This is a genomic window from Gimesia sp. (assembly GCF_048260065.1).
In the GTDB taxonomy this organism is placed as follows: Bacteria; Planctomycetota; Planctomycetia; order Planctomycetales; family Planctomycetaceae; genus Gimesia.
Genome location: NZ_JBLXHC010000012.1, coordinates 227,949 through 247,996, shown reverse-complemented (window position 1 = coordinate 247,996; position 20,048 = coordinate 227,949). Strand labels below are relative to the sequence as shown.

General features: G+C 51.7%; 18 protein-coding genes. 8 read left to right on the top strand and 10 right to left on the bottom strand.

The features are described 5' to 3' along the window. Window positions 1–15 precede the first annotated feature (15 nt). Complete coding sequence (locus ACN0YN_RS21865) at window positions 16–1,236, bottom strand: pyruvate carboxyltransferase (RefSeq protein ID WP_417387151.1); 1,221 nt, start codon at window positions 1,234–1,236, stop codon at window positions 16–18. Window positions 1,237–1,583: 347 nt separating this feature from the next. Between ACN0YN_RS21865 and ACN0YN_RS21860 the strand changes: the two genes are divergently transcribed. Continuing rightward, on the top strand, window positions 1,584–3,380 hold the full coding sequence (locus ACN0YN_RS21860; RefSeq protein ID WP_417387150.1) for a cation:proton antiporter: 1,797 nt from the start codon (window positions 1,584–1,586) through the stop codon (window positions 3,378–3,380). An 86-nt stretch (window positions 3,381–3,466) separates the two neighbouring features. On the opposite strand, the gene ACN0YN_RS21855 is transcribed toward ACN0YN_RS21860, so the two are convergent. Next, complete coding sequence (locus tag ACN0YN_RS21855) at window positions 3,467–4,924, bottom strand: Gfo/Idh/MocA family protein (RefSeq protein ID WP_417387149.1); 1,458 nt, start codon at window positions 4,922–4,924, stop codon at window positions 3,467–3,469. Between the two features lie 305 nt (window positions 4,925–5,229). Beyond that, a complete protein-coding gene (bshB1, locus tag ACN0YN_RS21850) occupies window positions 5,230–5,937 on the bottom strand; it encodes a bacillithiol biosynthesis deacetylase BshB1 (protein WP_417387148.1) in 708 nt (235 codons plus the stop codon). A 214-nt stretch (window positions 5,938–6,151) separates the two neighbouring features. Between bshB1 and ACN0YN_RS21845 the strand changes: the two genes are divergently transcribed. The 7 genes from ACN0YN_RS21845 (at window position 6,152) to ACN0YN_RS21815 (ending at window position 15,548) form a co-directional block, all read left to right on the top strand. Continuing rightward, window positions 6,152–6,445, top strand: a complete 294-nt coding sequence (locus ACN0YN_RS21845) for a hypothetical protein (protein ID WP_417387147.1) — start codon at window positions 6,152–6,154, stop codon at window positions 6,443–6,445. 297 nt (window positions 6,446–6,742) lie between these two features. Then, entirely contained in the window at window positions 6,743–10,264 is a 3,522-nt protein-coding gene (locus ACN0YN_RS21840; protein WP_417387146.1) for a DUF1553 domain-containing protein, read from the top strand. Between the two features lie 3 nt (window positions 10,265–10,267). Then, entirely contained in the window at window positions 10,268–11,725 is a 1,458-nt protein-coding gene (locus tag ACN0YN_RS21835) for a DUF1501 domain-containing protein (RefSeq protein ID WP_417387145.1), read from the top strand. A gap of 36 nt (window positions 11,726–11,761) precedes the next feature. Continuing rightward, window positions 11,762–12,475 (top strand): DNA alkylation repair protein, encoded by a 714-nt coding sequence (locus ACN0YN_RS21830; protein WP_417387144.1) that lies wholly within the window; start codon window positions 11,762–11,764, stop codon window positions 12,473–12,475. Window positions 12,476–13,583: 1,108 nt separating this feature from the next. Continuing rightward, a complete protein-coding gene (locus tag ACN0YN_RS21825) occupies window positions 13,584–14,324 on the top strand; it encodes a class I SAM-dependent methyltransferase (RefSeq protein ID WP_417387143.1) in 741 nt (246 codons plus the stop codon). Between the two features lie 118 nt (window positions 14,325–14,442). Further along, window positions 14,443–14,988, top strand: coding sequence for a helicase (locus ACN0YN_RS21820; RefSeq protein ID WP_417387142.1), 546 nt, complete (start codon window positions 14,443–14,445; stop codon window positions 14,986–14,988). 77 nt (window positions 14,989–15,065) lie between these two features. After that, window positions 15,066–15,548, top strand: a complete 483-nt coding sequence (locus ACN0YN_RS21815; RefSeq protein WP_417387141.1) for a hypothetical protein — start codon at window positions 15,066–15,068, stop codon at window positions 15,546–15,548. A 41-nt stretch (window positions 15,549–15,589) separates the two neighbouring features. Here ACN0YN_RS21815 and ACN0YN_RS21810 read toward each other — a convergent pair whose 3' ends face one another. From ACN0YN_RS21810 to ACN0YN_RS21780, 7 genes are all read right to left on the bottom strand, one after another. Further along, a complete protein-coding gene (locus ACN0YN_RS21810; RefSeq protein WP_417387140.1) occupies window positions 15,590–15,856 on the bottom strand; it encodes a hypothetical protein in 267 nt (88 codons plus the stop codon). A gap of 97 nt (window positions 15,857–15,953) precedes the next feature. Then, window positions 15,954–16,382, bottom strand: a complete 429-nt coding sequence (locus ACN0YN_RS21805) for a hypothetical protein (protein WP_417387139.1) — start codon at window positions 16,380–16,382, stop codon at window positions 15,954–15,956. Between the two features lie 39 nt (window positions 16,383–16,421). Next, window positions 16,422–16,883 (bottom strand): hypothetical protein, encoded by a 462-nt coding sequence (locus ACN0YN_RS21800; RefSeq protein ID WP_417387138.1) that lies wholly within the window; start codon window positions 16,881–16,883, stop codon window positions 16,422–16,424. Window positions 16,884–17,174: 291 nt separating this feature from the next. Continuing rightward, a complete protein-coding gene (locus ACN0YN_RS21795) occupies window positions 17,175–17,609 on the bottom strand; it encodes a DUF6210 family protein (protein ID WP_417387137.1) in 435 nt (144 codons plus the stop codon). 27 nt (window positions 17,610–17,636) lie between these two features. Next, a complete protein-coding gene (locus tag ACN0YN_RS21790) occupies window positions 17,637–18,092 on the bottom strand; it encodes a hypothetical protein (protein WP_417387136.1) in 456 nt (151 codons plus the stop codon). Between the two features lie 152 nt (window positions 18,093–18,244). After that, window positions 18,245–18,910: a hypothetical protein gene (locus ACN0YN_RS21785; protein WP_417387135.1), complete on the bottom strand. Its 666-nt coding sequence runs from the start codon at window positions 18,908–18,910 to the stop codon at window positions 18,245–18,247. Window positions 18,911–19,218: 308 nt separating this feature from the next. Beyond that, complete coding sequence (locus ACN0YN_RS21780) at window positions 19,219–20,013, bottom strand: hypothetical protein (RefSeq protein ID WP_417387134.1); 795 nt, start codon at window positions 20,011–20,013, stop codon at window positions 19,219–19,221. Between the last annotated feature and the right edge of the window lie 35 nt (window positions 20,014–20,048).

The window sequence follows — 20,048 nt, the reverse complement described above, 5'->3', positions numbered from 1 at the left end:
TTTCAATCGACACTGTCAATTCGTCAACTTCAGCAGCAGATCATCGTCAACGAGCTCTCCTTTGGGGAGTTCTTTGATGGCCTGCAGAACGCGTTGCACAACCTGCTCAGTAGGTTCCTTCCCCAGTTCATGCAGTCGATGCAGGATCGCTTTTCGGCCGCTATGCCTCCCCAGCACCAGTCGGATACCGGTCTCACCAACCGTCTCCGGTCGATAAGGCAAATAGGTATCGGGGTTCTTCAACAGGCCATCCTGGTGAATCCCGGCTTCGGTCGCAAAGATATTACTGCCGGCAACCGGTTTCATCGGTGACAGCGGAATCCCGGTCAGCTCTGCCACCAGCTTACAAAGGGGCGCCAGTTGAGATACATCCAGATGATGTGGACGCTGGTATTCTTCCTGATGCAGCTGCAGTGCCATCGCCACTTCTTCCAGCGCCGCATTGCCGGCCCGTTCACCAATTCCATTGACCGTGCACTGCACTACGTTTGCGCCGGCGTCAATACAGGCCAGAGTATTCGCCACCGCCAGCCCCAGATCATTATGGAAATGAACCGCCAGCAGTACGTTTTCGATTCCCGGCACTTCATCCTGAATCCGACAGATAAAATCCTGCGCTTTCCAGGGGGTCAGGATCCCCACCGTATCCGGAAATCCAATGGTTGTCGCACCGGCGGCGATCGCTTCCCGGTAGACTTCACAGAGAAAATCAACTTCCGTACGACTGGCATCCTCCGGGCTGAACGCCACAATGTCAAACTTGTCGGCGGCATACCGGATGCTGTCCACGATCAGTTTCAGAACTTCGGTTTTGCTTTTTTCCAGTTTGAACTGCCGATGTAAAGGGCTTGTTCCACAAAACAGACTGACACCTCGTTTGTGAGGTGGATTCCCTGCCAGTGCCTCGTCAGCCGCATCCACATCCCCGGGTAAGGTCCGACACAAAGCCGTTAAAACAGGCTTCCTGATCACACCCACCATGCTTTGAATTGCTTCAATATCAGCCTGAGAAGAAGCTGGAAAACCGGCATCCAGCGAATGGACTCCCGCCGCTTCAAGCGCTTTCGCGATCTGAAGTTTCTCGATCGGATCCAGCGTCGCCCCTGGCATCTGTTCACCATCGCGCAGGGTCGTGTCGCTGAAGAGAACGGCCCCCGAACGACGGTGATGTCTGATCACCGCCCGTTTGACCTTGTTCTTGATCTGCTTCTTCGCGCCGGAGAAAAACTGAAACATCAAATGCATCCATCACTAAATGAAAAATCCTGATACCGGAGTCGTCGCCGATTATAACTGCGTGTCACGATTTATACAGCATTAGTTTTGATGTTCCAGTCGGATTTCAAGCCAGCCCTTTCCAGTCACTCAAATTACTCTTCTGTTTCAAAAAGAGTCACTCTGATCTGCTGACAGTCTTCGGCAACGTTCTCTATAATTCGACACTACTTTGCGCCAGGAATCGATCAGACGAAATGCGATTTATGCATTTCACCCGTTGGCCTGCTTCATGGACAGGCCTACAATAACAGGCGCGAATTGCTTTTCAGACACGGAAGTTGACAAAGTCCAAGGATACGCCAGCAATGTTTCATCTCACCAGTGGCAGTTTACTGCTTGAATTCTCTCCCATGCTTGCTGTCACTGATGGGACGATGTGGAAATCCCTGGCAGGCATTCTGATCCTGCTGGGAGCTGCGCTACTACTGGGAACCATCGCCGAGCAACTGCGACAAAGCGCGCTCCTGGGATACATTGCCGCGGGAACCCTGGTCGGCCCCAATATGTTTGGCTGGGTCTCAAATCAGAAAGATATCTTTGATCTCGCAGAACTGGGAGTAGCTCTCCTGCTGTTCGCCATTGGACTCGAATTCTCGCTCCCCCGCCTGCGCCGACTGGGACGAGTTCCTCTGCTGGCTGGGTCGCTGCAGGTGATTTTCACTCTGCTGGCAGGACTGGCGGTTGCGACGTTACTGGGGTTTTCGATAGCAGAATCCCTGGCAGTCGGAGCCATGATCGCACTCAGCAGTACCGCCTGCGTGGTTCGCATGTTGAACGATCGTGCGGAACTCGATTCTCCCCATGGACGAACTGCCTTAGGCATCCTGCTCGTCCAGGACATCGCTGTGATTCCACTGATGCTGATTGTGACCGCACTGCTCAATGGGGGAACTCCGGGTGAGGTCATTGTGCAGTTAGGCCTTTCACTACTGCTGGCTGCGGTCTTTGTCAGCGTATTTTATGGACTATTCAATTTTGTTCTGCCCCGTGTGCTCGAACTCTCTTCTCTGCGGCGCAATCGTGATTTCCCGATTCTGCTCGCCATGCTGATGGCCGCGGGATCTGCCTGGTCGGCGCATCAGTTCGGACTCAGTCCGGCACTTGGTGCATTTGTCGCAGGCGTTCTGCTCGCGATCTCTCCCTTCGCCACTCAAATCAGGGCCGATGTCCAGCCACTGAAAACAGTTCTCGTCACCCTGTTCTTTGCTGCCGTCGGCATGTTCGCTGACCTGGCCTGGATTGCCGGTCACCTGGGACTCGTACTGGCAGTCGTTGCCGCGATTGTTCTCGGTAAACTGGTCATCACATTCGGTCTGACTTATCTGTGTGGTCTACCCTGGCAGTTTGCCCTCGGAACCGGACTCTGTCTGGCCCAGGTAGGGGAATTTTCGTTCGTGCTGGCAACCGTCGCGCGGGGAGAACCCGGCGTCAGCAGCATCCTGTCCGAATCCACGTTTCGCGCAATGATTGCCGCGACCATCGCGACGCTGTTATTAACTCCCTATCTAATCCAGTTGGCTCCAGGAGCAGCAAATCTGATTCGTCGTTTGACGCAACGAAAACCAGATCAGCCAGATACTCAGCCCGCCGCAGCAATGACGAGTGCAGAACCACCCGCAAAACCAGAATCGGAAACCATAATTATTCTGGGTTTCGGACCTGCCGGCCAACGGGTCGCGGGAGAACTGCTGCAAGTTGGATTGAAGCAAATCGTTGTCATTGATTTGAATCACGAAAATCTACAGATCGCAAAACAATACGGACTGGATGCCCAACTCGGAGATGCGACTCAAATCGAAGTGCTGGAACATGCGGGGCTCTACCGTGCCCGGCTGGTGATTATCACCCTCCCCAGCCCGACCGTAGGCCGACAGGTCATTCACCTGGTCAGACAAATGGCGCCAGGCACTTCGCTGTATGTTCGCTGCCGCTATCACCTGCATCACTGGCAACTTCTGGCGGCAGGTGCAGATGTGATTGTCGATGAAGAAGAACACGTCGGTGAATGCCTCGCACAACAGTTCCTGGAATCATCCCTGTATCAGCTGTTGAGCAGATCTTCGCGCGAGAAAGAGGAAAACAGGGACAGCCATTCTTCCTGAGCATTAAGTGACCGCTCTTACGAAAACAGGCCCCTCAACCACAAAAATTGAGGGGCCTGTTGATATCTAATTCAAGTCGTTAAATCTTACAGCTCGGCGGTAGTCGGAACCACGAATGGTTTACGATACTCGCGAGACAGCATTGGATTTGCCTGGGAAGCCATGCCACCGGTGAAGGTTTCTGACTTGCTGTCCAGAGCCAGTTTGGGGCCCATGCTGATTACAGTATCATTTTTGTCGAGCTTGTTATTGCTCAGGTGATCCTGGAAGCGGCCCAGTGTTTCCAGAGCTTCGCTGTCTCCCTTGAACTCACCGGCGACTTCCTTCACAGGCATCTTTTCGCCAAGTTCGTAAGAGATGTTACCCAGATGACACAGGGCACTGGAAATATGACCTTCTTCAATATCTGCATTCAGATCACTGATTTTTCGACTGCGAACCGCATCGACGAAGTTTGCAAAGTGGTCTGCTGATCCAGAGAATTTCTTGATCAGTTTTCCATCCAGGTCGAATGCAGATGCACTGTTGTAGCTGGGGATCACAACATAACCGTCGGTGCCGTAGAAGATCACTCCAACCTTGGCTCCACGGTAATCGTCGGTTTCCAGACCACGAACTTCAAATACCAGTCGCTTGTCACCAAACTGGTGAATGCTGACCTGGGTATTCGCCACATCGCCGGCATCGGTGTAACCCAAACGGCCACCGTAAGCCTGCACGCTGGAACCAACGTTATCAACGCCTAAACCCCAGCGGGCAACGTCCATCTGATGAATCCCCTGGTTACCCAGGTCACCGTTACCGGTTGGTGTCTGCCAGTGCCAGTCGTAATGGAACCGCTGACGAGTCAGTGGAGCCATTGGTGCAGGTCCGAGCCACAGATCATAATCAACGCTGGCAGGAACATCGTAGTTCCCCTTCGGACCGATAGATTTACGACGTTTGTAACAGGTACCTCGAGCCAGTTTGACTTCACCAATGCCACCTGCTTTCACAAATTTCACGGCATCAATCAGACCGGGTTGTGAACGACACTGCGTTCCTGTCTGAACGATTTTATTGTGCTTGCGGGCTGCTTCGACGATACGTCGGCCTTCGCTCACATTGTGGCTGACTGGCTTTTCACAGTAAACATCTTTACCAGCCTGAATCGCCCAGATCGCTCCCAGGGCATGCCAGTGGTTGGGAGTCGCGATGCTGACGATATCGATATCCTGATCGTCAAATGCTTTTCGCAGATCTTTATAATAAGCAGGTTTTTTGTTGGTCTTCTTGTAAACGTTACCTACACCCTTAGTCATTCCGACGCTCTCGTCAGGATCAACGATAGCAACGATCTCTGTATCCTTGCGACCGGCGAAGGCACTCAGGTGAGACTGACCACGGCCATTCACACCCAGCAAGGCAACCCGCAGTTTTTCGTTCGGGCTGCTGGACTGTGACTCGGCTGCTAACAGCTGAGGAATCGAAGTGCTCAAAGCAGCTGCACCGGCAGCAGCAAACATCGATTGTTCAAGAAATTCGCGACGAGATTGTTGAGACATCTTCTTTTTTCTCCTCATGTATTATGTCAGAAGGTAGGGTTGCACTGTGCATTTTGAAGGCGGGGTTGAAACAACAGTTTGACTTCAATCAGGAAAGGCATACAGATCGTACACATCTGACGAATACAACTTCCCCGTTTCTGTGTTTCAAATAAATTCTTAACACTCTTCATCAAAGTGTAACCGATGAAAGTACGAATTTTCAAGGTTGATCCGAAAATCAGCCGCCAAACAGGCTTATTTTCTTCCTGAATCAGAACACCTTCATCGATCGACGTATTCATCAGAACTATCTGTCTCTACGCTCATTCCGCAGACGTTAATGGCAGAAAACTTTGAATTCCGATCTCTTCCCGACTGGCAAAAGGTTCACCATAAGCCCGGTGAATCGTCCAGCCCCAGTAACGCGCCCGGTCTTTGATGTCGTCCAGAACGGTCGGATGTTCAGTCGGACGGCCTGTGAGCATCTGACTTTCATAACTTCGCACCGCCTGCATTTTCTGATCAATATACTCTGAAATATCAAAAACAAAGCTTGGTTTGGGATGAATTCGCAGATGAATGCTCCAGAAATAATACATCTGAGGAGGCCAGTACCGTTCCCCTGGCATGTCCGTTTTACTCAGCTTGGCCCAGAAACGAGCCGCATCCACCAGCTGGCTGGCAGCCACATGATCGGGATGCACATCCTCCCAGTACGGAGCCAGAATGATCCGTGGACGCTGTGTCCGAAAGACAATCGCCAGTTCTCGTCGTGCTTCCAGGTTTGATTCCAGACTCCGATTCGGCAGTCCCAGATTCTCGCGCCAGTCCAGATCCAGCACCTCACTCGATGCCGCCGTCTCCTTTTCCCGAATCTCAGGACTGCCATAAGGCGTTGGTTCACCATTGGTTAATTCCACAACCCCCACTCGCATCCCCAGCGCTTTGCAGGCCAGAATCGTCCCCCCGACACTGATTTCCGCATCATCGGGATGCGGTGCCACTACAAGTACATCTAAAGCTGAATCCACGTAAACTCCTTCACAGCAGTGACGTAAGACACCTGAGTCTCCCCCTCACAAACAGGGGTAGACTCAGTTTTCGAAATGTTTAAAATGCCGTTCTCTCTCTCACGGGGATCTCCCCCCACTCAATAATTATCACATCCAATCAGGTGACCATCAATCTTAACGGTTGAGGACCAGCTTGTCCTCTGCTGACGTAGATTGTATGGAGGAACATCTCATGAAATCGTTGATTTTGACGTGTATCGTCCTCTCTCCAGCCCTCTTTCTGGCAACCAGTTGCAATTCGATCATGCAACCGATTTCTGAACTGAATCATGAAGCCATGCGGGCTTTCAAGCCCAAACCTTTTGATGCAGACTGGAGCGGTGAAGAAGAAATCGACCAGTGGGGCTACGTCGGCGACGAAGCCCGTGGCGATCGCCCCAAAGAAAAAGAGGTTGATGGCTGGTGGCAGAAATGGGTCATGAGCAACAAAGCCCGCAATATCGAGCGGAACCTGGGAATCGAATAATCTCAACATATCCGGGATCATTCGTAAGCTCATCTCCCCACAAAACGGGACAACTTCTTGCATCTGCTCGCTCCGGAAGTTAAAATAACAGGTGGCTTTAGAGCCTCCTGCATTATTTGAACTTACCTGCTGATCGTCTCTCAAACGGTCAGCTACCGTTGATCTTACAGACCGACGGACTGGTGTCACCAAACCTGAAATAGCAATGACGGAATCAGGCGACACTCTGATGCGACTCTGCGAGAGTGTCGATTCACCTGCGTACCGGCTTGCGTTCCTACCCGAAGGTGAATACCCATGTTTGATCTCTCCCTGAGACGGATTTCTCAGGCAGGCCTCGCATTCCTGCTGATCACCGTGACAACCGCGGTCTACGCGGAATCTCCCGCAGCAAAAGCCCAGGAGAAGTCCGCCGCCAGCAGCGACATTGACTTCAATCGCGACATCCGCCCCATTCTGTCCAAGAACTGTTTTCACTGTCACGGCCCTGATGAAGGAACCCGCGAAGCAGAACTCCGCCTCGATCAGCGTCCTGCCGCCATCGCGAAACTTCCCAGCGATGCCCACGCGATTATCCCTCACAAAGCAGATCAGAGCGAACTCGTTCGCCGCATCATTTCCAAAGACGAATACGCCGTCATGCCGCCCCCCGAGGTCGGAGAAAAACTGACCGACGCACAGATTGCCAAAATCAAAGCCTGGATCAATCAGGGCGCGCCCTACTCCCGGCACTGGTCGTTCATTCCTCCCGAACGTCCTCCCCTGCCGACTGTCACACAACAGAACTGGCCCACCAATGCCATCGATCACTTCGTTCTGGCAAAACTCGAAGCAGCCGGCCTCAAACCCAGCCTGGAAGCCAGTCGTCATACACTCATCCGACGTCTCAGCTTCGATCTTCGCGGCTTGCCTCCTACCCAGGCCGAAGTCGATCAGTTCATCAACGACAAAGCTCCCGACGCTTACGAAAAACTCGTCGATCGCTTTCTGAAAGATCCTGCTTACGGCGAACGCTGGGCTCGGAAGTGGCTCGACCTCGCCCGCTATGCCGACTCCAAAGGTTATGGCTCCGATCCCCTGCGCATGACCATCTGGCGTTATCGCGACTGGGTCATCTCCGCGCTGAACAACAACATGCCCTACGATCAGTTCACCCTCGAACAACTGGCCGGCGACCTCCTGCCGGAAGCCACGCTCGAACAACAGGTCGCCACCGCCTTCCATCGTAATTCCATGACCAACACCGAAGGCGGAACCGACGATGAAGAATTCCGCGTCGCCGCAGTCAGCGATCGTGTCGATACGACCATCCAGGTCTGGATGGGGCTGACCATGGGCTGCGCGAAATGCCACACCCATAAATACGATCCGATTTCGCAGAAGGAATACTATCAGCTCTACGCCTTCTTCAATCAGACCGCAGACAACGATCAACCCACCGATGCCCCTACCATCGCTGCCCCGACCAAAGCGATGGTGAAAGAAACCAGCCGCATCGAAACGGAAATCGCGGCACTCAACAAACTCCTGCAGACACCAACCCCGGAACTCGCTGCCGCCCAGCAGAAATGGGAAGCCACTCTGCATGCCAAGCCCGACTGGCAGACATTGACTCCGCTCGCTGCGACTTCCTCTTCCGATAAAACCAAACTGGAAATCCGCGACGATCAATCCATTCTCGCCAGCGGATCTCCCTCGAACGAAACCTACACGATCGAAACCGAAGTCGATCTGCAGTCTCTCAAAGCCCTGCGACTCGAAGTCCTTCCCGACCCCAGTCTGCCCGCTCAAGGGCCCGGCCGCGCCAAGGACGGTAACTTCGTGCTCTCGGAAATCAGCCTCACCGGCAAACCACTCAACGCAAACACTCCGGTACAGGGACAGTTCCTGCGGATCGAACAGCAGGGAACCGAACAGCAGATCCTGTCGCTCGCCGAAGTCCAGGTCTTCCAGCAGGACACGAACATCGCCGCCCAGGGAACCGCCACCCAGTCCAGCGTCGCTTACGACGGCCCTGCCAGTCTCGCGATTGACGGCAATACCGACGGCCATTACTTCAATGCAAAGTCGACGACTCATACGAAAACCGAAGTCGCACCCTGGTGGGAACTCAAACTGAAACAGAACACACCCGTCGATCGCGTGGTCATCTGGAACCGCACCGACGGTAACGGCGAGCGTCTGGCCAACTTCAGAGTCAGCCTGCTCGACGACGCACGCAACGTCGTCTGGCAGACCATTGTTGCCGACTCTCCCAAACCGTCTGTCACTCTGCCTGTTTCGAACGAACGTTCCCTCCCGATTCGTCGTGCCTTCGCTTCTTTCTCGCAGTCCGGTTTCCCGGTCATCGCCAGCATCGACCCTGCCAGCAAAAACCAGAAAGGCTGGGGCATCGCACCGCAGTTCGGCAAACCCAACTCTGCGTATTACATCCTCGAAAACAAACCCGCAGCCGATTCCGGCAAACAGCGGTTGCTCATCAAACTCTCCCACAATTATAAAGATCCACAATACGCCCTCGGACGATTCCGGCTCTCCTTTACCACCGAATCCAAACTCGAACCCCGACTCAAAGTCAGCGATGACATCCTCGCCATCGTCGACACAAAACCGGAAGACCGTACCCCCGCTGACCAGGACAAACTGGCCACTTACTACCGCAGCATCGCCCCCGCATTGAAACCAACGCGGGACCAGATCGCGAAACTGCAGAAAGCCAGACCCGTTTACCCGCAGCTCCCCGTCATGCAGGAACTCCCTGCCGACAAACAGCGCGAAACCCATATCATGGTCCGAGGCAGCTTCCTCACACCCGGTGATCGCGTCGAACCCGCTGTCCTCAAAGCATTCAATCCGCTCCCCAAAAATGTTCCTGAAAACCGGATCGCCGTTGCGAAATGGCTCACCGATCCTCAGAACCCGTTGACGGCCCGCGTCGCCGTCAATCGATTCTGGTCTCAACTGTTTGGCAAAGGGCTCGTGGTTACCGAAGAAGATTTCGGCACCCAGGGAGAACTCCCCAGTCATCCGCAACTTCTCGACTGGCTCGCTACCGAATTCGTCAGCAACGGCTGGGATATGAAAGCCCTCCTCAAAACCATCGTGATGTCCAGCACCTATCGGCAGGATTCCACCACCCTGCCCGTGCATCTCGAAAAAGATCCCGACAACCGTCTGCTCTCGCGGGGTGCCCGATATCGACTGGAAGCCGAAATGATCCGCGATCAGGCACTCGCATTGAGTGGCCTGCTCAACCGAACCATCGGCGGACCTTCTGTCTACCCCGTGCAACCCGAAGGCATCTGGCGGGCCGCGTTCAACGGACAACGGACCTGGGCCACCAGTAAAGATGACAACCGCTTCCGTCGCGGCCTCTATACTTTCTGGCGGCGCACCGTCCCCTACCCGTCCATGGCGACCTTCGATGCCCCCAGCCGGGAAATCTGTACGATACGCCGCATCAGCACCAACACACCGCTGCAGGCGATGATCACCATGAACGATCCCGTCTTCATCGAAATCGCCCAGGCACTGGGACGCCGCATTCATAAAGAAGGAGGCGACACGCCTCGCGACCGCATCGAGTTCGCGTTGCAGCTCTGCCTGGTTCGTCCACCTCAGCCCGAACAGATCGAGCCGCTGCTCAAGCTCTATGAATCCGAACTCGCTTACTATAAATCGCATCCCGAGGAAGCCGCGCAGCTCAACGAGAATGCGCTGAATCCTCTGTCCGATCAATACGACAAAGCCGAGCTCGCTGCCTGGACGATCATCGCCAATGTACTGCTCAATATGGATGGTGTGCTCACCAAAGGATAAATCATGAATCTCAAACAACAACATCTGCAGGCAGTCACCCGACGACATTTCCTCGCCCAGGGTTCCACCGGTATCGGCTCTCTCGCACTCGGCGCCATGCTCGCCGAGAACAAACCGCTCGCCGCCAGCCCCCCCGCGAAACACGATGCCGAACTCCCCGCGTATCGGCTGCCGACCAGAGCCAAAAGCGTCATCTTTCTGCACATGGCCGGTTCCCCTCCGCAGCAGGAACTGTTCGACTATAAACCCGAACTCATCAAACGCAACATGCAGCCCTGCCCCGATTCGTTTCTGAAAGGGCGCGGCTTCCCCTTCATCAAAGGGCACCCCAAGATGCTGGGCACCCCGTACAAATTCAAACAGTACGGCGAAGGGGGAATCTGGATGAGCGAACTGCTCCCGAACTTCCAGAAAGTCGCCGACGAAATCACCGTCATCAAATCGATGCACACCGACCAGTTCAACCACGCGCCCGCCCAACTGTTCCTTTACACCGGCTCCCCCCGCTTCGGCGGCGCCTCGATGGGTTCCTGGATCACCTACGGTCTCGGTTCTGAAAACAAGAACCTGCCCGGCTTCATGGTGCTGCTCAGTGGCGGCAGCGATCCCAGTGGCGGAAAAAGTCTCTGGGGCAGCGGCTTCCTCCCCTCCGTCTACCAGGGCGTGCAATGCCGCACCACAGGCGATCCCATTCTCTACGTCTCCAATCCCAAAGGCATCAACCGCGATGTCCGCCGGCGCAGCCTGGATGCCCTGAAGTCGCTGAATGAATTCGAACTCAAACAGTTCGGCAACCCCGAAACCCTCACCCGCATCAACCAGTACGAACTCGCGTTCCGCATGCAGATGTCGGTCCCCGAAGCCGTCGACCTCGCCAGCGAAACCAAAGAGACCCACGAACTGTATGGCACCACCGGTGGTGCTCCGTCGTTCGCCAACAACTGTCTGCTCGCCCGTCGCATGGTCGAACGCGGCGTTCGCTACATCCAGCTCTTCGATTACGGCTGGGACATGCACGGCACCGGGAAAGGCAACGACCTGATCACCGGCGTCCCCAACAAATGCAAAGACATTGACCGCCCCCTTTACGCGTTGATCTCCGATCTGAAACAGCGGGGACTGCTCGATGATACGCTCGTCGTCTGGAGCGGTGAGTTCGGGAGAACCTCCATGAACGAAGAACGCAACGGTTCCAAGTTCCTCGGCCGCGACCATCACCCCCACTGCTACACCATCTGGATGGCCGGTGGCGGCATCAAAAAAGGCTTCTCTTACGGCCAGACAGACGAACTCGGTTACTTCATTGTCGAAAACAAAACCAGTGTCCGCGATCTGCAGTCGACTATCCTGCACCTCACCGGATTCGAAGCCCGTAAATTCAAATTCCCCTACCAGGGACTCGACCAGCGCCTCATCGGCCCCGCCGACGAAGACCACCTGCTGAAAGATATTCTCGCGTAAAGAGTCAATCCGTTCTCTCGCCTCCGGAGAATCTAGATGACCGTCACCGAAATCGTAGCGCAGCTGGAAAAACTGGGAAGTGACTCCACCAGACGAGTCCTGATGAACCACGGCGCCCGCGACCCGGTGTTCGGCGTTAAAATCGCGGACCTCAAGGTGCTGCAGAAGCAGAACAAAATCAAAAAGGACTACCAGCTCGCCCTTGATCTGTACGACACCGGGAATTACGACGCACAGTACCTCGCCGGCCTGATCGCCGATGAAAGCCGCATGACGAAAACAGATCTGCGTCGCTGGCTCAGCAAAGCCAACTGTATCACCCATTGTGGCACCGTGGTCGCCGCAGTAACGGCCGAGAGTCGTTATGGAATCCAACTGGCTCGCGAATGGATCGCCGCCCGTCAGGAAGCCAAGGCTCAGACAGGCTGGACAACGCTCAGTAATCTCGTCTCGATCAAAGACGACGCCGACCTCGACCTGCCCGAACTCAAACGACTGCTCAAACAGGTCAGCCAGACCATCCACGAGCAGCCCAACCTGGTCCGCTACGCGATGAACGGCTTTGTGATTTCCACCGGCTGTTATGTCAGCAGCCTGACCGACGCTGCGTTGCGTGCCGCAGAAAAGATCGGCACGGTCTCGGTCGACATGGGTCAGACCGCCTGCAAAGTCCCCGCCGCCGTCGACTACATTCACAAAGTTCAGCAGCGCGGCACCATCGGCAAAAAACGCAAGACAGCCCGCTGCTGAAAGACAGGCAATGCTCTGCTGATGATTTAAGACGCGCATCTGGTTACTCCTCCCTGAGTTCACCTGATCCTTCGCTGCTGTATAAAGTGAGTCGTTACTGAATAGATTCCTCTTGACGCCTGCCCGCCGTTCGCCATCATCCCCGCTTATAAGTGTGTCGCGCGCGTGGTACAGTATTTTTGCAGCTGATCACCGCGAACCACTGACAAAACCTGTACTATAAAAGTCCCCTGTTTCTGAACCATTTTGACCAAAGGCTGCTCAAACATTCTCTGTGGATCGCCAGCACATCGCCTTCCTGTCGCCACGGAACGCCCCGGCATCGCCCCCGTGTCGACACCGGTCAGCCTGTATCGCCCTAATTTTTGTAGCATCAGCTCTTGACCTCCCCACGCCCTTCGAGAAAATCCCACCCACCGGCACAACATTTTTTCGTTCCCCAAAGAGACAAAGAAAGATTTCATTTTCATCCAGGCCTTCCATTCAAAACCAGGAGCATTCCATAACAGGAGCGGCAGCGTATCACATTTACCCATAGCGTTTTTTAATTCGAACTGTTGTTATAAATGTGGGACAACCTTGGCTAAAGCCCTGCGGCAAAACAGTCAATCCGGCTGCCGAATCACCCCAGAAAATCAGCCGCACGGCGTTAGCCGCGGTTAACATTGATATTGAAAACGCAGACATTAAGTAATTCACGCTCGGAAAGAAAAAAAAACGCTGTCTGCCCCCACAATCAGCCCATGCGTGGCACTGTTGGCTCGCCAACAGTGATCGAGCAACCAGCCTCCACCAGTAATAAAAAGGTTGAGCCCCGAATAAAATTCGGGCAGAAAGCAGACAGAACAATAACCCGCCCATCATACGGAAAGGCACCTACCAGGCGAGATGAAGATCGGGAAGTAGAAATCAATCAGCATAATTTGGAGCTGAAGTAGTCACAAGTTTTAACTGCCATACAGGGCAGACATGGTTAGACATCCACCTTTCCCATCTGGTCTCAATTGCTAAAAGGCAGGAACGCTGATAAATTTTAGTCAGAATCAAATCCTGTCTATCACTTGTGGTTTTCGAGAGAACTCTCGTATTCACAGAAAAGCAGACCAGAATGAGTTTTGACCGCGCTTTTTCCCTCGCTCGATACAATTGGCCGCTTTATCTCACCTGCTTTCTAGGAGTAGCACTTGGATTCATCATTTGGAAGACCCAACTGGTTCCGCCACCCATCCGTTACTTGGGTCTCCTCGCTGCCGTAGTTGCGACTTGGTACACAATCGCATCTTTCGTCGCGTTTCATGTCATGTTTGACCATTCCGATTTCCTTTCCGGTGAATGGCTAACTCGTTGTGTCGAACAGTCTCCCAACACATGCGTTCAACTGAGTGTCTGCGTCGAAGAAACGACACTCCCAATTTCGAAAGTATTCGCAAGCGCCGATTACATAGAATTGGACCTGTTTGACGAATCCGTTATGACCGAACCGGCAATTGCCAGAGCAAAGCAGAAAGCTGGCGATTCACCGTCCATCGTCGCAAAACCAGAAGCACTTCCGCTGACAGATCACACTTCTGAATTGACAGTGGTGACTCTTGCTGCGCACGAAGTCCGCGACCCGTCACAGCGCGAAGCACTTTTCCAAGAACTATCAAGAATCACCGCACCAGGAGGTCGACTCATTATTGTCGAACACATCCGCAACCTTCCTGCAGCCGCGGTTTTTGGGCCGGGATTGTTCCATTTCTACCCTCGGACCACATGGACGACGCTGGCACAAAAAACAAAACTCAGGATAGAATCAGAATTCGACATCACACCATTTTTTCATGTATTCGTGTTGCGTCATGGGTGATGGTAACCGAACAACCATATAATCTTATACTGACTTCAGACCGGAATTAAAGAAATTAAAGGGGTCAGACCCCGATACCACTCTTCCAAAGCACACTCCTGCAGAAAGATGCCCCACGATGACAAGCTTCCCGGACAGCAGTGTAGACCGTTCGAAGGAATCCCTCGTTTCACGAACGATTGAAATCGGTGGCAGATCGAAATTCGAGTTGCTTGACGACCTGAAGAGGGCGTCGATCTCGTTGAACGATTTCGCAATCCAGCTGCTGGAGAGTGAGTATTTCCCCGCCACTACAGAGTCCCGCACAGTCAACACCATCGAACTGACCGTGCACAGACTTGGTTACGCTTCCGGAGCTACTCCCCGTCAGATCGTCGATACTGCTACAGAAATGGGGCTTGTCTCATGCCCAATCGAACTAGGTCCTTACATGAGACTACAGTATCTCGATCAGCCGGAAGGGGCGCACGGTGTCCCGCCACAGACCGGCCAGGCTCCCTGCGGTTCCATCACACTCATGTCAGAGAGCCTGACTGACGATGATGAGTTTCCAAAAGGATTCTACCTGCGCCGCATCGACGGGGTACTGTGGCTACGCGGCTACCGATCGGGACCAGAGCACATCTGGAATCCGGATGACCATCTGGTCTTCATTTCCCTCTGACCCCAATTGTTGACAGCCTGGTACGCTGATAAAGTTAGACAGAATCATATTTTGTCTATCAATTGGTACGCGTTAATATGAATCGTTCCAAAATAGTCTGCGTTGCAATCATCTTTTTTCTCGGCGTTTTCTGGTTTATCGCCGTTGACTGGTCGTGGTTCGTTCACGACTGCCCGGATTGCTGGCACGGTGAAGATATTACGCAGTATCGCGTCTTCACTGTCCCCATTCATACGACAGTCCATGAGTACCCGTCCGTCATACAGCAAGTGGCCACTGATCTGGGAAAGCCGTGCATGCACCCAAACATGGAAAGCTGGCACAAACACCGACGATGGGGGCTTCTCATCTGCAAATCACCGTGCATCAATGGCGTCTATCGGCTCAGCGGGGAATCATCCTGGTATGATCAAGCAGCGGCAACGAAGATCGTTGCATTGGGAAAACGTGAGCCATCGCTGAAAGAAGAGTTCCACGATCGCGTCTTCACTCAACACGATTACCAGTTTCTGCGTGTGGTCCTTGATCAAGCAGGAGTTGATCACCCAATCCCGGACTAATGTAATAAAAGTTAGTTAAAGGGGTCAGCAACTGTCCAGGCCTATTTGATTTCTTCATCAAGCACTACGTCTGCATATTGAATGTAGTACTGTGCATCGGGAAACCAACGCGTGAAGTATCCGGTCACCGGCAGCGCGGTATCAATAAGTTCGAAACTCACTTCGAGGTCTTCTAGATCTCCATCTCTCTTGATGTATATCTTCTCACCATCAAAAATTGCCATCCCACTACAAATCAAATCACGCTGCATCACATGCCCTCGAAGTAAGGCGACCATTCTACCATCGATCTCGACACCATGAACCATCTCAACCACACTTGTAAAAATCGTTACATTCAACCGAGTAAGCTATCTATGACAATGCTGATGACTGGGAACACACTATTTTCTATCTGATGCCCTATTATTTTCTACGATTAAAGAATTTCTTCCATGCCCTCTTCCAAGCCTTAAGGTTTGGGCCTATTCCATAATATTCTGGCTCAATTTTCCAAAGTGACTCTTTGAAGGCTTTTTCTTCTTCTTTCGGTAATAATTGATCTTCGTAAACTGAAAGCGCCTTTTCAGTCAGAGTAAACATTTCCAAAAGCGCTATCTGGCCATATCCATGTTTTTCCAAATTAAGATAATCTCTATGTTTCATAAAATAGATTGTATCTTCTATATCAGCTGGCAAATATTTCAGGAGAAGAACTGCTTTTAGATTGTGGACACCATAAGCATTTTTGACTTCATTCTCTGCTTCTATATCTCCCGATTTGGATTCAATAATAGAATTATTCCCCTCCATAATCGTAAGAATATCCCAGAGAATTTCTTCACTTTGAGCCATGGCCAGCAATCAAATCTAAAACAACAAGGACAGTTCGTTCTACGAGTGACTGGATAAATATCGACACCAAAATTCATATGCTTCATCAGCTAAATCAATAGCAAATTTTGATTGACCATCTGAAAGTTTCACAGTAAGACCTGAAAACTGAAATGAAGATGGATCAAATGCGTCAGAACTAAATGAATTACCGCTAAATCCACCCCGACTGAATTTTAGATCGTTGACTGAAGTATGATGTGAGCTAGTCGCCTCGAAATGCTTGGCTCCATTGGCAATGTGAGAAACCACTTGCAAAATCTTATTCTGCTGCCTCATATTGGTTCTCTGAGATTTATCACTCGGAAAAACCCAGTCCAACATATGCTCCGTTGTCACAAAGAAATCGAATGCCGCATAAGAATTCGATGGTTCAGATTTCATTCGATTCAAATCATACTTCATTTTTTTGATCAGATCACCAGAGTTTTCCAATGGAGCAAACCCGCTGTAATTAGACATTCATTCTCTTTCTTTCATGTCTTGGAAATACCAGTTACTCGGTCATTCTGAAACGTTAAAAATGGTCAGACCCCGATTACCTCTTAAGTTCATCAATCTTTCTGTCATTCAACCGTGCTGCATTAAAAGTTCGGTTGAGTGGCTGCCCGTGCGCGTCTCGATTCATTGTGACCCCCTGATTTTGGATGTATAGTACAGAGAATTAATGTTCAATTGTGAACATCCAGGCGTGCCGTTTCAAGTACGGTTTTCGAGATTAAAGGAATCCAATCTGATTCTGTTTTCTGGCATTTAGTCTGAATTCGTCCAAGTCAGAATTGCACGGACCGGATAGTTCAGACCGTCTACAATAGTCAGTTTTCGTTTTGGCTCTGCTACTTTCACAAACACCCAAGCTTCGACTGAGTCATCGAGTCGGTCGCGATCAACTGACAAGCCACTCCACTGCGGCAGTTGATGCATTATTGATTCGATCATTTGAGCATCGGCTTCAGTTAGCATTGCACCGCACGAGCACAGTTCTGTGAAGTAATGAAAGAGTTCATTTTCGGGACTGCGAAAATCGTGTGCCGGGGCCAATCCAACGTCGTTGGCGATTGGGACTAAAAAACCTTCCGCTTGCGGTTGTAGACACGCGTGCCCACCTGCCTGATTCGAGTAAACAATACCAGTTGGGTGCGGAATTACCAAAGCGGTTCCAGCGTGATCATAAAGGCGAACGATCATTATTATTAGGCATCCCTTACAGAAGGATTAAAGTAGCCAGGACTCTCTCATATCAAGCACAGCGCCCTTTTCCTTTTTCCGTGTCCTGTTACGTACGCGGCTGATGATCCGGCAAAGGGGCCAGGCGGAAAAAATCCATGCGGGAAAATAGAGGGGTGTAATCATCAGAAAGTACGGTGAACTTCGCCGTATCTGAAAGTACCAGTCTGAGATCCAGTTTACTGGAAACGGAACATACTTTGCCCGCATCGTGAGCAGATTGGGATTCGTGTCTTTGAATCCCATGTCGAATCCGTGAATTCCGCCGGCGTCTCCGATGCGGACGATCCACGAAGCAGAACGATTGTCGATTATCAGGTAATTGTGATCTCCGATTGGTGCGTAGACATAGGCCGAGTACCAAGGCTGAAGTGCTGCCAGAGCAAATAACAAGGCACACGAAAACGCGACCATCGAGAAAAGTAATTGTGTACGACGAAACATTACCCTTACCACAGAAAGAATTAAAGGAACAGACCCCCGATTCCCCTTCGCACCAGGAACCAGTCAGGTTTTCAGTCTATCATCCAGGAAAACCCTGTCGCAAACGCGCACTATGAATAATCAAAGATCGCGTGTGATACGATCAACGCATTTCAGGCGTCTACGAACACGTCCACCCAGAGATCGGGGGAGCCTTCGCGCCAGCGGACGACTGCCTGCGCACGCCGACGCCATAGTTCAAACTGCGGTTGATAGGGGTCGATCGCACGAATCTCAGGGGGACAAAGTGGGGTAAGGCAATAGCCCTGTACTTCAAAACTTGCCGCGAGTGTATATAAAGTTTCGCGAAGAAACTGCATGGCTTTGCTCTCTGGACCGCGCGCATTACAGGCCAGGCTAATATAGAGATCGCCAAGTTCTTCCACGAGGGGCGCTGATGCCAACGATTCCTCAGACGTCATGGCCCGTCTCTGTATGTGGATCGGATAGTCGGGAACCTCGATCCCGCAGCATTGACATCCCCGCTCAATCGCCTCCGCCACCAGCACGCGTAGTTCTTCCTCCGTCGCTTCAACGGCATCGGGAACAAGATAGATACCAGCATGGTTTCGCTCTGTCTCGATGCAGAGTCTGACACGGTCAAGCAACTCATCCCCCAATGGCAGCGGCGTGAAAGCTTTGGCCAGTCGTTCGGGATCCCGTCGAAAATCGGCCAGGACTCCCGCCATCTCTTCCGGATCTTGAAAAGGGGGAATGGCCGGATCGTCCAACAGTTCGTGCCACAGATCAAGCCATGCGCGGATCGTTGATTCAACCATGTTCTAAAGCCACATGCATCAGAATGAATTTCTACTATGAATGTCGAAATAATTAAAACCGATGACCACCATCACGGGAATCAAAACAAACAATCACATTGCCCGCCGACGACACCCTTTTGTCATCACCTGCTCCCTGGCTAAAAATTGATTCAATTGAGAAATAAAAAGACAAGCCACGGTTCCTGGTAACACATTTTCAACCGGGACTAATCTTCTGCGGTTCATCTGGCATGTGCTGCGTTGAACGAACCTGAGGCAACCCCGTCAGGAAAATGCCTATAGGGTTCTGGTCTCTTGATTGTTACTCAATGTTCTTTCCACTTCCCATCTTTCACATAATAAGGTGTTACCATCTCATTGGTTATTTCAAACAATTGCTGATGATCCTTCCGTTTAAAATACTTCTTGTACTTCGTATTTATCAGCATGAGGGCTTTGAGACGACCTGTAGCCAGCATTGGTGCTTTGATAGCCTGCTGCTTTATGACTGGTACATCTGGCAACTTTACGGACAGTGGTGAAATTTGAGTGCTCAAACGCCAGGAGTCAAGAATCGCATCGGTGGTATCAACCAGCGATCCATAATCGGCATTCGGAAAGCCAAATTTTGAGAGCTCTTTATACCAGTCTTCATTGTATTTGATGGGGAAGCGATACTTTTTCCAATCGAAGTCTTCATTAACAAAGAACAAATCCAACCGATTCATTTCTATAAACTCTGTTTTTCCCTCTGGTGGATGGTCGGCAACTGAATTGGGAGACTTCCCCCAGACCTCTAGCTGAAGTGGTACCAGATTGTGCCGAATACTGTAGTAGGCTGTTTTGATTTGCTTTACCAGATTCTGATTCTGGTTTCCTAACGAAAGAGAATAGTACCCAGCATGATTGAGTTGCCAGTTAAGGAGACCATACTTAAACGGAAAGTTGGAATCATCGTCTAGTTTTTTCAACACTTTTTCAGAAACAGCTGTATGGAAATATGCATCACCTGGCAGGAAATAGGGCCCAGATAGAAGATCTCTGTCGGCAGCGTTCGCAACACAGCCATAACAAAGGAGAATTAACATTATGGGCGCAAATATTAATTGTCGAACAAACATAGAATTTTCCTATCTGAAAGAGATAAGGAATCAAA

Bases quoted from the DNA above. Each gene is read 5' to 3' on its own strand.
- ACN0YN_RS21865 (WP_417387151.1), bottom strand. From the start codon at position 1,236: ATGTTTCAGTTTTTCTCCGGCGCGAAGAAGCAGATCAAGAACAAGGTC.
- ACN0YN_RS21860 (WP_417387150.1), top strand. From the start codon at position 1,584: ATGTTTCATCTCACCAGTGGCAGTTTACTGCTTGAATTCTCTCCCATG.
- ACN0YN_RS21855 (WP_417387149.1), bottom strand. From the start codon at position 4,924: ATGTCTCAACAATCTCGTCGCGAATTTCTTGAACAATCGATGTTTGCT.
- ACN0YN_RS21845 (WP_417387147.1), top strand. From the start codon at position 6,152: ATGAAATCGTTGATTTTGACGTGTATCGTCCTCTCTCCAGCCCTCTTT.
- ACN0YN_RS21840 (WP_417387146.1), top strand. From the start codon at position 6,743: ATGTTTGATCTCTCCCTGAGACGGATTTCTCAGGCAGGCCTCGCATTC.
- ACN0YN_RS21835 (WP_417387145.1), top strand. From the start codon at position 10,268: ATGAATCTCAAACAACAACATCTGCAGGCAGTCACCCGACGACATTTC.
- ACN0YN_RS21830 (WP_417387144.1), top strand. From the start codon at position 11,762: ATGACCGTCACCGAAATCGTAGCGCAGCTGGAAAAACTGGGAAGTGAC.
- ACN0YN_RS21825 (WP_417387143.1), top strand. From the start codon at position 13,584: ATGAGTTTTGACCGCGCTTTTTCCCTCGCTCGATACAATTGGCCGCTT.
- ACN0YN_RS21820 (WP_417387142.1), top strand. From the start codon at position 14,443: ATGACAAGCTTCCCGGACAGCAGTGTAGACCGTTCGAAGGAATCCCTC.
- ACN0YN_RS21815 (WP_417387141.1), top strand. From the start codon at position 15,066: ATGAATCGTTCCAAAATAGTCTGCGTTGCAATCATCTTTTTTCTCGGC.
- ACN0YN_RS21810 (WP_417387140.1), bottom strand. From the start codon at position 15,856: ATGGTTCATGGTGTCGAGATCGATGGTAGAATGGTCGCCTTACTTCGA.
- ACN0YN_RS21805 (WP_417387139.1), bottom strand. From the start codon at position 16,382: ATGGCTCAAAGTGAAGAAATTCTCTGGGATATTCTTACGATTATGGAG.
- ACN0YN_RS21800 (WP_417387138.1), bottom strand. From the start codon at position 16,883: ATGTCTAATTACAGCGGGTTTGCTCCATTGGAAAACTCTGGTGATCTG.
- ACN0YN_RS21795 (WP_417387137.1), bottom strand. From the start codon at position 17,609: ATGATCGTTCGCCTTTATGATCACGCTGGAACCGCTTTGGTAATTCCG.
- ACN0YN_RS21790 (WP_417387136.1), bottom strand. From the start codon at position 18,092: ATGTTTCGTCGTACACAATTACTTTTCTCGATGGTCGCGTTTTCGTGT.
- ACN0YN_RS21785 (WP_417387135.1), bottom strand. From the start codon at position 18,910: ATGGTTGAATCAACGATCCGCGCATGGCTTGATCTGTGGCACGAACTG.
- ACN0YN_RS21780 (WP_417387134.1), bottom strand. From the start codon at position 20,013: ATGTTTGTTCGACAATTAATATTTGCGCCCATAATGTTAATTCTCCTT.